This is a genomic window from Pseudomonas caspiana (assembly GCF_002158995.1).
Taxonomy (GTDB): Bacteria; Pseudomonadota; Gammaproteobacteria; order Pseudomonadales; family Pseudomonadaceae; genus Aquipseudomonas; species Aquipseudomonas caspiana.
In genome coordinates, this window is record NZ_LOHF01000027.1 from 29,686 (window position 1) to 42,928 (window position 13,243).

The window sequence follows — 13,243 nt, forward strand, 5'->3', positions numbered from 1 at the left end:
TGATATGTAATACTGTAACGAATCGTTGCAGGTTACTGATTCATGAAAGCACCCCGTGTTCCTTCCATCGCCGGTTCGGTTCTCACTCAATCGGCATGGAAGCGAGTCGTGCTCGCTCTGGGCACGCTGGTTTTACTGTGGTTGGCCATCATCTGGGCGGTGGCCATTCCATGAGCGCCGCCATTTCCCTCAAGAACCTGACCGTCGCCTACGAACGTCGGCCTGCGGTGCATCACATCAATGGCTGTTTCGAAGCGGGCAGCCTGACGGCGATTGTCGGGCCCAACGGCGCGGGCAAATCGACCCTGATCAAAGCCATCGCCGGCACCATGAAGCCGGCGTCAGGGCGGGTGGAGCGTGGCAATCTGGCGACCAAAACCCTGGGCTATTTGCCTCAAGCCGCGGAAATCGACCGCAGCTTTCCATTGAGCGTGGCAGACACCGTGGCGATGGGCGCGTGGCGCAGCATCGGCGCGTTCCGTGGCTTGACGCGCGACCTGGCGAAGCGCACGCAGGAATCACTGCAAGCGGTGGGGTTGGAAGGCTTTGAGTCTCGCAGCATTGGTTCGCTGTCTTCCGGACAGTTTCAGCGGGTGCTGTTCGCCCGGCTGTTGCTGCAGGATGCGGCCGTTATCCTGCTCGACGAACCTTTCACCGCGATTGACGCACGCACCACCCGCGATCTGCTGGAGCTGGTGCGTGTCTGGCACGGACAGGGCAGAACCGTCATCGCAGTGCTGCATGACATCGATCAGGTGCGTCAGCACTTTCCGCAAACCCTGTTGATGGCCCGAGAAGCCATTGCCTGGGGCGCTACTGCAGACGTGCTCAACGTCGAAAACCTGCGCAAGGCACGGAACATGGCCGAGTTCTGGAGTGCAGATGCGGAGTTGTGTGGGGGGCAGGCTCAATGATGTATTTGGGAGTGCCAGGTTCTGTAGGAGTGAGCTTGCTCGCGATGGCGTCAGGTCAGACGCTCACCTGTTGGCCGATGTACCGCATCGCGAGCAAGCTCACTCCTACAAGGAATCGGATTTCATTCAGGATTTTGAGGGCATTCTCATGACCCTCTACACCTTGCTCATCGAACCCTTCATCGAATTCGGCTTCATGCGCCGAGCTCTGGTGGCGTGTCTGGCGCTGGGGATTGGCTCGGGGCCGGTGGGCGTGTTGTTGATGCTGCGGCGCATGAGTCTGGTGGGCGATGCCATGAGTCATGCGGTGTTGCCAGGTGCCGCATTGGGCTTTCTGTTTTTTGGTTTGTCGCTGCCTGCCATGGGCATCGGCGGCTTGATCGCTGGTCTGGCGGTCGCGCTGCTGTCGGGCCTGGTCAGCCGTTTGACCGCCCTGCGTGAGGACGCCAGTTTCGCCAGTTTCTACCTGACCTCGCTGGCAGCCGGAGTAATGATCGTTTCTCTGCATGGCTCCAATGTGGATCTGCTGCATGTGCTGTTTGGCACCATTCTCGCCATCGACGCCGATGCGATTTACATGGTCGGCGCCATCGCTTCGTTCACCGTGATCCTGCTGGCACTGATTTATCGGCCACTGGTCCTGGAGTGTTTTGATCCCGGATTCCTGCGAGCCGTCGGCGGGCGTGGCTCGCTGTATCACGTACTTTTTCTGTTGTTGGTGGTGCTCAATCTGGTGGCAGGCTTTCAGGCGCTGGGCACCTTGATGGCGGTCGGCATGATGATGCTCCCGGCGACGGCGGCGCGCTTCTGGGCCACTTCATTGAGCGCACTGGTGGCCATTTCGACGCTGGTAGCGACATTGTCAGGGCTGATCGGACTGATTATTTCCTACCACATGAGCGTCGCTTCTGGACCCGCCATCGTCCTGACCGCTAGCGCTTTTTATGGCTTTTCTCTGTTGTTCGGCCGCACGGGCATCCTGCGCGGCCTGTTTCCCCAATCCCACCTGACCCACTGATTTCAAGAGGAACGTCATGAAACGATCAATGCTGTTGAGTTCGATGGCAGCCCTTGTGCTGTCCGCGTTCAGTGTTCTGGCTCAAGCCAAACCGCTGGAAGCCGTCGCGTCATTTACAGTCATTGCCGACATGGTGCAGAACGTCGGCGGCGAGCGGGTGCATGTCACGTCGCTGATCGGTCCCAATGGTGATCCGCATGTCTATGAGCCCAGCCCGGCCGACGCTCAGGCGCTAAAGAAAGCTGATCTGGCGTTTGTCAGCGGCTTGCATCTGGAAGGCTGGATGGATCGGCTGATCAAGGCATCAGGCTACAAAGGCGAGCCAGTGGTGCTGTCCAACGGGATCAAGACCCGCAGCATGGAAGAGGACGGCCAGCGCATCACCGACCCACACGCCTGGAACAGCGCCGCCAACGCGGTGATTTACGTGCGCAATATCGTTGCCGCGCTGGAAAAGGCCGACCCCGCAGGTGCCAGCGTTTATCAGGCCAATGGCGAACGCTACACCGAGCAGCTTAAAGCGCTGGACAGCTACGCACGGACGCAAATCCAGTCGCTCCCGGTGGCGCAGCGCAAAGTGCTGACCTCACATGATGCCTTTGGCTACTTTGGCGATGCGTATGGCGTCACGTTCCTGTCGCCACTGGGTTTCTCCACCGAATCTGAAGCTTCGGCAGCGGATGTGGGCAAGCTGATCCGGCAGATCAAGGCGGAGCATGTCAGTGCGTACTTCTTTGAGAACTCCGGTGATCCGCGCCTGGTGAAACAGATCGCCGACGCCAGCGGTGCCAAGCCGGGTGGCGAGTTATATGTGGAAGCGCTGTCGCCAGCCAACGGGCCAGCGGCGAGCTATGTGCAGATGTTCAGGTACAACGTTGATCAGTTGGTCGCGGCGATGCAGGGTAAATAACCCTATTGAAATGCATTTTCTGTAGGAGCTGCCGAAGGCTGCGAAGCATTCATCCTGACACACCGCTATCGCAGCCTTCGGCAGATCCTACAGGTCCAACGGTCACCGCGAGACAGCGTGGTACCTTGAACTTTTAGTGTGCTGAAAACTTAAACACGGTGGTCTGGGTATACGCCTTGCCCGGATCCAGCCGGGTACTCTGGAATTTCGGCTGGTTCGGTGCGTCCGGGTAGTGCTGGGTTTCCAGGGTGAAGGCACCCCAGTGCGGGTAGACCTTGCCGCCTTTGCCATGGATGCTGCCGTCCAGGAAGTTGCCGGTATACAGCTGCACGCCAGGCTCGCTGGTGAACAACTGGAGGCGTCGACCGGATTGCGGGTCGCTGACTTCGGCAGCCAGTTTGCTGACGTCGCCTTTGGTGTCCAGGACCCAGTTGAAATCAAACCCGCCTTGTTTCGGCTCGGCATATTTCAATTGCTGATGGTCCGCCTTGATGTTCTTGCCGATGGCCGTAGGCGTCAGGAAATTCATGGGTGTGCCTTTGACCGCAGGCAGTTCGCCGGTGGGGATCAGCTTCTCGTTGACCGGCGTGTAATGCGAAGCGTGCAGGGTGGCGACTTGCTTGAGTACATCACCGTTACCCGCGCCCGCCAGATTGAAGTAGCTGTGGTTGGTCAGGTTCAGCACGGTGGGCTTGTTGGTGGTGGCGTTGTAGTGGATGCGCAGCTCGTTCTTCTCATTGAGGCTGTAAGTCACCTCGGTTTTCAGCTCGCCGGGGAAACCCATCTCGCCATCCGGCGACACGTAGGTGAGTTTGACGCCCACCCAGCCGTTTTCATTGCTGCGTTCGGCTTTCCATACCCGCTTGTCAAAACCCTGAGTGCCACCGTGCAGGGCATTGGTCTTGTCGTTTTGCGGCACTTGATAGGTCTTGCCATCCAGGCTGAATTTGCCATCGGCCAAACGGTTGCCGAAACGGCCGATGGTTGCGCCGAAATATACAGTGCCGTTGTCTTGATAGCCTTTTACATCATCGAAACCGAGCACCACATCCTCGACCTTGCCGTTCTTGTCCGGCAGGAGCAGCGATTGCAGGGTCGCGCCGTAGGTAATGATGTTGGCTTCCACGCCGTGGCTGTTGCGCAGGGTGTATTTCTCGACGGCAGTGCCATCGGCTGTCTTGCCAAAAGCGCTGTGTTCATTGGTAAGGCTGGCCGCGTTGGCCGTGAGGGTAGCGATCATCAAGGACAGTCCGAAGCTGCTGAGCAGTGAAGAGGATTTCATTGAATGTACCTTTTTTGTTGTTGTGGTGGGCTGCACCGAACCTTCGATGCGGGCCGGGTTCTTACTCATTGGGTTTATTGGTCTGACTATTCATCCTATAAAAGCGAGTTATCAGGATTTATAGCCGATAAAACGTCACTTGAAAATTTAATCGTAATACTATTTGATGGTCGCATCGATTCTGTAGGAGCTGCTGAAGGCTGCGATTTGGTGTTTCACCAGTATTAGAGCCATCGCAGCCCGCGGCAGCTCCTACAAGCAACGCCATAGGCAGGTTTGACAGCTAATCATGTGATGATTAGCCTCAAATCGCGGAAGTGACCGCGTAGTGAGGCGCAGCACATGAGCAATAATTTTCATGCGTCCACAGTCGATTGGCTGGGGGCGTGGATCGCGGCTGGCAACGTGCTGCCGGGTCAGGTGTTGAAAGTCGAAGCCGTGTTGGCTGAAGAGTTGGGTGTTAGCCGGACAGTGATCCGTGAAGCGATCAAGACACTGGTCGCCAAGGGACTGCTGGAAGTAGGGCCCAAGGTGGGCACCCGGGTTTTACCGTTGCGTAACTGGAATCTGTTCGACCCGCAGGTAGTGAGTTGGCTGGCACGCAAAGGATTGCCAGAAGATTTTGTGAAGGATTTGCTGGATTTGCGCAGGACCATCGAGCCCATGGCGGTGCGTTGGGCGTGCGAGCGGGCCAGCGCCGAGCAGATCAGCGAGATTCAGTTGGCGTATGCGGCATTGGCAGAATCGGTAGCGGACATGGGTGATTACAACCTGGCCGACCGGCGCTTTCATGAAGCAGTTCTGGCGGCCAGCCATAACCGCTTCATCGAGCAGATGCTGCCTGCGCTGGGTGCCTTGTTGGCGGTGTCGTTCGAGGTGTCTTCGGCGGTGCCAGGTGAGTTGGGTAAAACCTTGCCACTGCACAAGGACCTCGCCGACGCGATTGCCAGTCGTGATGCGGCACGTGGCGTCTGGGCCTGCATGACCTTGATCGAGCAAGCCGCCGGGGTGATTGCCGAATCGTTTGCCCGTCAGGCTTTGGCATCAAACAGCTTCACCGACTAACGTTGCACTGATAAACGAACACCCTGAAGCACCTGTAAGAAGCACCTAAAAAAACAAGAACAAAGGACATTTTCATATGCAATGGCTGCCTGTTTCAGCGCACCGTTTCATGTTGGGCGAAGGCTCGTTCTGGGACGCAGAAACCCAGACCCTGTACTGGGTCGACATTGCGGCCCGACTGGCCTGCCGTCTGTTCGACGAGCAGTATCAGCAGTGGCATTTGCCCGAGCCGGTCTCGGCCTTTATCCCCACTCGCCGGGGCGATGCGTTGGTGACGCTGGCCAGCGGCGTCTATCGCCTTGATCTGGATTCTCCTGGCTATACGCCAAACCTCACGCTGTTGTGCAAGGCCGATCCGGTTGCCGGAAATCGCGCCAATGAAGCCCGTTGCGATGCGCAAGGCCGCTTGTGGCTGGGCTCCATGCAGAACAATCTCGACGAGGAGGGCGGCGATTTGCCGATCACTCGACGTTCCGGCGGCTTGTTCCGGGTAGATGCCGATACTTCAGTCACGCCTTTGCTTGAAGGCCAGGGCATCGTCAATACGCTGTTGTGGACTGCCAAAGGCGATGAGCTTTACAGCGCCGACAGTCTTGATGATGTGATCTATCGCTACCCGATTCTTGCCGATGGAAAACTTGGATCGCGCTCGATATGGGCGTCCGAGCACGCTCGCGGCGTGCCGGACGGCTCGGCGATGGATGTTGAAGGCTATGTATGGAATGCCCGTTGGGGCGGCAACTGCCTGATCCGCTTTGCGCCGGACGGGAGTGTTGAGCGGATCGTCGAACTGCCGGTCAGTCATCCCACCAGTTGCGTGTTTGGCGGCCCGGACATGACCACGCTGTATGTCACCAGCGCGGCACCGGGCGATGCTCACGGGCAATTCGACGGCGCGCTATTGGCGGCCGATGTTGGCATACAGGGCCTGGCATCGACGCGTTTCGCGGGCTGACGGCGGTTATCAAAAGACTTGTTTCATTTCTCGAAAAGGAGCGTTCCATGTCGGTGCTTTAACAGACGTGACACTAGGTTACATTCCGGTCATTGATAATATGATATGACTGTTTTGTTCTTGTTTTGATGTCCATCCACATTGCCTTCGGGTTCGGATGACCTCAATACAACTCATCGCTGGACGCTGTAGCTATTCAATAAAAATAAGGAGTTAGCTATGTTGAGTCGTCATGGGATCCGTTCCCTTTGCTGTGCCGCTGTTGCTACTGCTGTGCTGGGTCTGTCGGGTGGAGTTTCTGCTGCAGGCTCTACCGACCAGCCTGTCAAAATCGGCTTCCTCGTCAAACAGGCCGAAGAGCCATGGTTTCAAACCGAATGGGCCTTTGCTGAGAAAGCTGGCAAGGACCATGGTTTTGAAGTGATCAAAATTGCCGTCCCTGACGGTGAAAAAACCCTTTCCGCTATCGATAGCCTGGCCGCCAACGGTGCCAAAGGCTTCGTCATCTGCCCGCCCGATGTATCGCTTGGCCCTGCCATTGTTGCCAAGGCCAAAGCCAACGGCTTGAAAGTCATGGCCGTGGATGATCGATTTGTCGACTCCAGTGGCAAGTTCATGGAAGACGTCCCGTACCTGGGCATGGCCGCGTTCGAAGTCGGCCAGAAACAGGGCGAAGCCATGGTCGCCGAGGCGAAGAATCGTAACTGGGACTGGAAAGAAACCTACGCGATTATCAACACCTATAACGAGCTGGATACCGGCAAGAAGCGCACCGATGGTTCGGTAGATGCACTGAAGAAAGCAGGCCTCCCGGAAGACCATATCCTCTTCACAGCGCAAAAGACCCTCGACGTACCCGGCAGTATGGACTCCACCAACTCGGCATTGCCCAAACTGCCTGCCGCAGCGAAGAACCTGATCATCGGCGGTATGAACGACAACACCGTTCTGGGTGGTGTACGTGCAACGGCCGGCGCGGGCTTCAAGCCTGCGAACGTGATCGGTATCGGTATCAACGGCACTGACGCCATCGATGAATTGAAGAAGAAGGAAAGCGGCTTCTTCGGCTCGATGCTGCCAAGCCCGGATAAAGAGGGCTACAACACCGCGCTGCAGATGTACAAGTGGGTGACCACCGGCGAAGAGCCTCCTAAATACACCGCGATGGATGACGTGACACTGATCACCCGGGCGAACTTCCAGGAAGTACTGACCAAGATTGGTCTCTGGAAGTAGTAGAGCTGCGTGAGGTTCGCGCTCTGCGTTTCTCATGCTACATCGAAAATCTGTAGGAGCTCACGAGCACCGCAAGGCAGCGACAGCGTCTGCCTGATACACCGCCATCGCGGCCCCGCGGTGCTCGTGCGCTCCTACAAAGATTGGTGTTTCGGTCCGGACAGGAGGTTCCATGCAACCAGCAGCAATTGAACAGCAGCTCCCCGCAGGCAGCCTGCGCTTTAACGGTATCGGCAAAACCTTTCCCGGCGTGCGCGCACTGTCGGAGATCACTTTTGAAGCACGTCCCGGCAGCGTTCATGCGCTGATGGGCGAGAACGGCGCGGGCAAGTCCACGCTGTTGAAAATCCTTGGCGGCTCCTATCAGCCGAGCAGCGGCAACTTGTCGATTGGTGAGCAGGCGTACACCTTCAAATCCACCGCCGACAGCATTGCTGCCGGTGTTGCTGTGATTCACCAGGAGCTGCAACTGGTGCCTGAAATGTCCGTCGCCGAGAACCTGCTGCTGGGCCACATGCCGAGCCGCTGGGGCATGGTCAACCGCCGCGCCATGTTGCGTCAGGCGCGGGAGCTGCTCAAAGGGCTGGCTGACGAGATTGATCCGTCGACCCGGCTGGGCGACCTGTCTCTTGGTCAACGGCAACTGGTGGAAATCGCCAAGGCCATGTCACGTAACGCCCATGTGATTGCGTTCGATGAACCCACCAGCAGCCTGTCAGCGCGGGAAATTGATCGCTTGATGGCAATCATCGTCAAGCTGCGGGACGAAGGCCGGGTGATCCTTTATGTGTCCCATCGCATGGAAGAAATCTTCCGGGTTTGCGATGCCGTCACGGTGTTCAAGGATGGACGCTTCGTGCGCACCTTCGAAGATATGGCTGAGCTGGACCACGACCGGTTGGTGACCTGCATGGTCGGTCGCGATATTCAGGACATCTACAACTATCGGCCAAGACAGCATCACGGGCCCGGCTTGCGGGTCACCGGACTACTGGGGCCTGGTTTGCAGGAACCGGTGACGTTCGCCGTGCAAAAAGGCGAAGTGCTGGGCTTCTTTGGATTGGTGGGGGCTGGTCGTACCGAGATGTTCCGCATGTTGTCGGGCCTGACGCGCAGCAAGTCCGGTACGTTGCAGATCGACGGCAAGAACCTTGAGCTTCGTTCCCCTCGTGATGCGATTGCTGCAGGAATCCTGCTATGCCCAGAAGACCGCAAGAAAGAAGGCATCGTGCCGCTCTCCAGCGTTGCCGAAAACATCAACATTGGTGCGCGTCCACGCCACGTGACGATGGGCTGCCTGATTCAGGGCCGCTGGGAGAAGAGCAACGCCAAACACCAGATTCAGGCGATGAACGTCAAAACCCCTTCGCCGGATCAGCAAATGCTGTTTCTCTCCGGGGGCAATCAACAAAAGGCGATCCTCGGGCGCTGGCTGTCGATGCCCATGAAAGTCCTGCTGCTGGATGAGCCGACGCGAGGCATCGATATCGGTGCCAAGTCCGAGATTTACCAGATCATCCATAACCTGGCGGCTGACGGGATTGCGGTAATCGTAGTGTCCAGTGACTTGATGGAAGTCATGGGTATTGCTGACCGGATTCTGGTCATGAGTGAAGGCGCTATTACCGGCGAGCTGAATCGCGACGAAGCAAATGAAGCGCGTCTGTTGCAACTGGCATTGCCGCGAACCCGTGTCTGACACGGACCCGCTACGTGTCGCACAAGCAGAAAAACAAGAATGAAAAACAAGAAAGAGGTGCGTATGTCTACCGAATCCAGTCTGACGGCTCCGCGTCAGGGCCTTAACGTGCGTCGTTTCATTGATGACTGGGCGATGCTGATGGCCGCCGTGGGCATCTTTGTGCTCTGCACGCTTCTCATCGATAACTTCATGTCACCCCTGAACATGCGTGGTCTGGGGCTGGCGATTTCCACCGTGGGCATCGCCGCCTGCACCATGTTGTTTTGCCTGGCATCCGGGCATTTCGATTTGTCGGTGGGCTCGGTGCTGGCTTGCTCAGGCGTGATCGCCGGGATCGTGATTCGCGATACGGATAGCCTGTTTCTCGGCATCTCCGCCGCGTTGGCCATGGGCCTCGTAGTAGGGCTGATCAACGGGATTGTGATTGCCAAGCTGCGCATCAACGCACTGATCGCGACATTGGCGACGATGCAGATTGTTCGTGGCCTTGCGTACATCTTTTCCAACGGCAAGGCGGTGGGCGTCTCCAACGAAGATTTCTTCGTATTCGGTAACGGCCAGCTGTACGGCGTACCGGTGCCGATTCTGATAACCATCGTGTGTTTTGCCTTTTTCGGCTGGCTGTTGAATTACACGACTTACGGGCGCAACTCCCTGGCGATTGGTGGTAACCAGGAAGCGGCGTTGCTGGCCGGCGTGCATGTGGATCGCACCAAGATCATTATCTTCGCGGTGCATGGTTTGATCGGTGCGCTGGCGGGCGTGGTGCTGGCGTCGCGGATGACGTCCGGTCAGCCCATGATCGGGCAGGGCTTTGAGCTGACGGTGATTTCCGCTTGCGTGCTGGGCGGCGTGTCGCTGAGTGGCGGGATTGGCATGATCCGCCATGTGATTGCCGGGGTGTTGATTCTGGCAATCATAGAAAATGCGATGAACCTGAAGAACATCGATACGTTTTATCAGTACGTGATCCGCGGGTCGATCCTGTTGCTGGCGGTGATCATTGACCGGATGAAGCGGCGTTGAGGTGTCGGGGGGACTTCCTGAGAGGTTATTTCAGGACAGATTTTTAGCGCCTAAATCGTCCGGATGCGGCCCAGACCAAGCACCGTTCCCACAAGGGGGAGTGCGATCTAATGTGGAAGCGGTGCTTGGTCTGGGCCGCATCCGGACGATGCAGGCGCCGCAAAACTGGCACACACCGCAAACTCAGCAAATAAAGTTGGCGCTCGCCTCCGAACTAATTAGAATGATTCTCATTTTAAGTAGTGACTCACAGTGAGCGGTTGACGATGAGGGAAGCAGCAGGGCCGTTGGAGCCTACCCTGGAAAGTTTCTACCGCGATCATCGCAGCTGGCTGGAAAGCTGGCTGCGCGGTCGCCTTGGCAATGCATGGGATGCTGCCGATCTTAGTCAGGATACGTTCGTCAAAGTGCTGGCCAGCCAGCACAGCGAACCACTGAGCTCATTGCGTGAGCCGCGGGCTTACTTGCTGACGGTGGGCAAGCGCCTGCTGATCAACCACTACCAGCGTCGCAGCGTCGAGCAGGCCTATCTTCAAGCGCTGGCGACGTTGCCCGAACATGTGATTCCGTCACCTGAACAGCGTTGGGTTCTGCTGGAAACCCTGCAAGCACTCGATGAACTGCTCGACGCGCTGCCGTTGCCAGTGCGCCGTGCATTTCTCTGGGCGCAACTGGAAGGTCTCAATTACTCGCAGATTGCGGAGCGCTTGCAGGTCTGCGAGCGCACGGTAAAACGCTACATGGCTCAGGCTTACACTCATTGCCTGATGGTCGAGCTATGAACAGCGCTACGCAGTCCCGGCAGATTGCTGAAGACGCAGCAGACTTTCTGGTCCTGCTGGAGTCCGGCGGCGCCAATGCCGAAGATCGGGCACGCTTGCAGCGTTGGCGCGAGCAGTCCACTCATCACGAGCAGACCTGGCAGAAGGCTCAGGGCCTGCGTCAGCGTTTTGCCGGGTTGCCGCCAGAGTTGGCGATGGCCAGTCTTGATCGACCCGATTCTGGACGTCGTGCGGTGCTCAAACGCACGTTGATAGTCGCCGCTTTGTTGCCTGCTGGCTGGTTGCTGGCCCAGCAAACGCCGGTTGCCGCGTGGCGCGCTGACCTGCGCACTGCATCGGGGGAGCGCAGAGACTTACGTTTGCCAGATGGCAGCCTGCTTCAGCTGGACACCGCGACTGCTCTGAATATGGATCTGGAGCAGGGCAGGCGGCTATTGTCGCTGATTGAGGGCGAGATGGCGCTGAACATGGCCAGCAATGCCCCGGCAATGACCATCAAGACCGGTCAAGGGCTGGTGTTGGCGACTGGCGCCGAGTTGTGTATCCGTCAGCGCGGACAAAGCTGTCAGGTCTCGGTTTGGCGCGGCATGGTTGAACTCACTCCGCAGCAGGGTCAGTCGATGCGTTTGCAGGCCGGCCAGCGAGCGACCATGAGCGCAGACGCGATTACCTCGGTGCAGCCTTTCGATACCCGGCAGCCTGGTTGGCGGCAGGGAGTGCTAAGCGTGGAAAACCAGCCGCTGGGTCGCTTTCTGGAAAATCTGAGCCGCTATCGACCAGGCATCCTGCGCTGGGACCCAGCGCTGGAATCGTTGAGGGTCACCGGTACCTTCCGCCTGGATGACACTGACAAGATCCTGTTCCTGCTCGCTGCTACCTTGCCTTTGCAAGTGCAAACCCGGACGCGGTATTGGGTGACGCTAACGGCGCGCCAGGTTGCTGCGTGAGTTGGAAGACTGGTCTTTACAGGCGTTGTGCGGCAAACACATGACCTGTAGGAGCTGCCGAAGGCTGCGATCGCGGTGTGTCAGGATAAATGCTTCGCAGCCTTCGGCAGCTCCTACAGGAAATGCATTTCAATCCAGCAGTTTGCATGTTGTTTGATGAGTGAGGTATTTCAACTCATTGGTTTACAACAACTGCTAGCCCGCACGGTGAGCACGGTCGGGAAGCGATGCGAGTTTACCGGTTCACCGGCAATGCGTTGCAGCAGGGTCTCTACCGCGCGTACGCCTTGCGCATGCATGCTGGTGCTGATGCTGGTCAGTTGCAGGTGCGCAGCCAGCGGCGTGTCGTTATAGCCGACCACCGCGATATCCCGTCCAGCGACCAGACCGCGATTGCGCATGGCACCGAACAGGCCGATCGCCAGGAAGTCGTTGACCGCAAAGATCGCCGTGGGCGGTTGTGCAAGATTGAGCAGGTATTCGCCCGTGCTGAAACCCGCTTCGGTGTCGAAGTGACCAGGCACAATGCATTCAGGCGCAACGATAATGCCGCGTTCGCGGTAGTAAGCGACAAAGCTCGCGGTGCGTTCACTGGAGTTACTACTGTGCGCTTCGCCGGCGATCACCGCGACGCGAGTATGGCCTTGAGTAAACAAGTGCTCTGCGGCGAGGCGACCTCCCATCTCGTCGTCCGAGGTCACTGAGCAATGCTGACCACGTCGGCGGCTGACCAGCACGAACGGTACTTGCCGCTCCGCCAGTTCCTCTAGAAATCCCGGTTCCGGGGTGCAATGCACATCGCTGATGATCAAGCCTTCAACATTGCGCGCCAAGGCGCGTTCGGCCAGTTCGCGCTGGCGTTCCGGGCGATCGAGGGTATTGGCGACGAACGAGGTATAACGACGTGCGCTGGCGGCTTCGTCGATGCCTTCATAAACCGTGGCCAGCACAATATCTGAAAGCCTCGGGACCAGTATCGCGATTTCTCGACTGTGCCGGGTTTTCAGGGTGCGTGCGTGGGTATTGGGTTGGTAATCAAGGCTGGCGGCGAGGGCGCGAATGCGTTCGATAGTGTCCTTGGACGCCGCCCGACCCGCATGATCCAGAGTGCCATTGAGCACGCGGGACACGGTTGAGACATGCACGTTGAGTTGCTGGGCTATACCGCGAAGCGTGGCTGGGCGTCTGTTCATAGGGGCTGCCTCGTAACGCGGATGAGCAGGGCGCAATGTTCGCATTTCGCCAAATGATTCACGCAGCTTTGTCGCGAATTCTGATGTGCGCAGGGTCTTTGCGCCAGCATGGAGCGCTGCGTACCAAAAGATTGCACGAACCGCTGCGCAACACTACCCAAACGTTTGGGTTATTTTTTTCAGTGTTTTTTAATGTTTTGTAACTGACTGAAA

At 57.8% G+C, this 13,243-nt stretch carries 13 protein-coding genes; 11 read left to right on the top strand and 2 right to left on the bottom strand.

Annotated features, from left to right (window positions below):
- Window positions 1-42 precede the first annotated feature (42 nt).
- The 4 genes from AUC60_RS28295 (at window position 43) to AUC60_RS23740 (ending at window position 2,842) form a co-directional block, all read left to right on the top strand.
- Window positions 43-174: a hypothetical protein gene (locus tag AUC60_RS28295; RefSeq protein ID WP_274521403.1), complete on the top strand. Its 132-nt coding sequence runs from the start codon at window positions 43-45 to the stop codon at window positions 172-174.
- Window positions 171-914, top strand: coding sequence for a zinc ABC transporter ATP-binding protein AztA (gene aztA / locus AUC60_RS23730; RefSeq protein ID WP_087273462.1), 744 nt, complete (start codon window positions 171-173; stop codon window positions 912-914). The genes AUC60_RS28295 and aztA overlap by 4 nt, the downstream gene beginning before the upstream one ends.
- A 148-nt stretch (window positions 915-1,062) precedes the next feature.
- Window positions 1,063-1,932, top strand: a complete 870-nt coding sequence (locus AUC60_RS23735) for a metal ABC transporter permease (protein ID WP_087273553.1) — start codon at window positions 1,063-1,065, stop codon at window positions 1,930-1,932.
- 16 nt (window positions 1,933-1,948) lie between these two features.
- Window positions 1,949-2,842 (top strand): metal ABC transporter substrate-binding protein, encoded by an 894-nt coding sequence (locus AUC60_RS23740; RefSeq protein ID WP_087273464.1) that lies wholly within the window; start codon window positions 1,949-1,951, stop codon window positions 2,840-2,842.
- Between the two features lie 133 nt (window positions 2,843-2,975).
- Here AUC60_RS23740 and AUC60_RS23745 read toward each other — a convergent pair whose 3' ends face one another.
- Complete coding sequence (locus AUC60_RS23745; protein ID WP_087273466.1) at window positions 2,976-4,124, bottom strand: aldose epimerase family protein; 1,149 nt, start codon at window positions 4,122-4,124, stop codon at window positions 2,976-2,978.
- A 342-nt stretch (window positions 4,125-4,466) separates the two neighbouring features.
- Here AUC60_RS23745 and AUC60_RS23750 point away from each other — a divergent pair, with 342 nt between their 5' ends.
- From AUC60_RS23750 to AUC60_RS23780, 7 genes are all read left to right on the top strand, one after another.
- Window positions 4,467-5,189, top strand: coding sequence for a FadR/GntR family transcriptional regulator (locus tag AUC60_RS23750; RefSeq protein WP_087273468.1), 723 nt, complete (start codon window positions 4,467-4,469; stop codon window positions 5,187-5,189).
- 76 nt (window positions 5,190-5,265) lie between these two features.
- Window positions 5,266-6,144: an SMP-30/gluconolactonase/LRE family protein gene (locus tag AUC60_RS23755; protein ID WP_087273470.1), complete on the top strand. Its 879-nt coding sequence runs from the start codon at window positions 5,266-5,268 to the stop codon at window positions 6,142-6,144.
- 219 nt (window positions 6,145-6,363) lie between these two features.
- Entirely contained in the window at window positions 6,364-7,380 is a 1,017-nt protein-coding gene (locus AUC60_RS23760) for a substrate-binding domain-containing protein (RefSeq protein ID WP_087273472.1), read from the top strand.
- A gap of 172 nt (window positions 7,381-7,552) precedes the next feature.
- Window positions 7,553-9,079, top strand: a complete 1,527-nt coding sequence (gene araG / locus AUC60_RS23765) for an L-arabinose ABC transporter ATP-binding protein AraG (protein WP_087273474.1) — start codon at window positions 7,553-7,555, stop codon at window positions 9,077-9,079.
- Window positions 9,080-9,142: 63 nt separating this feature from the next.
- Window positions 9,143-10,108, top strand: coding sequence for an L-arabinose ABC transporter permease AraH (gene araH, locus AUC60_RS23770; RefSeq protein ID WP_027902022.1), 966 nt, complete (start codon window positions 9,143-9,145; stop codon window positions 10,106-10,108).
- A 266-nt stretch (window positions 10,109-10,374) separates the two neighbouring features.
- Window positions 10,375-10,890, top strand: coding sequence for a sigma-70 family RNA polymerase sigma factor (locus tag AUC60_RS23775; RefSeq protein ID WP_087273475.1), 516 nt, complete (start codon window positions 10,375-10,377; stop codon window positions 10,888-10,890).
- Window positions 10,887-11,837, top strand: coding sequence for a FecR domain-containing protein (locus AUC60_RS23780; protein WP_087273476.1), 951 nt, complete (start codon window positions 10,887-10,889; stop codon window positions 11,835-11,837). The genes AUC60_RS23775 and AUC60_RS23780 overlap by 4 nt, the downstream gene beginning before the upstream one ends.
- Before the next feature lie 170 nt (window positions 11,838-12,007).
- Here AUC60_RS23780 and AUC60_RS23785 read toward each other — a convergent pair whose 3' ends face one another.
- The gene (locus tag AUC60_RS23785; protein ID WP_087273478.1) at window positions 12,008-13,030 is read right to left on the bottom strand and encodes a LacI family DNA-binding transcriptional regulator; all 1,023 of its coding nucleotides are present in this window, start codon (window positions 13,028-13,030) and stop codon (window positions 12,008-12,010) included.
- Window positions 13,031-13,243: the final 213 nt, after the last annotated feature.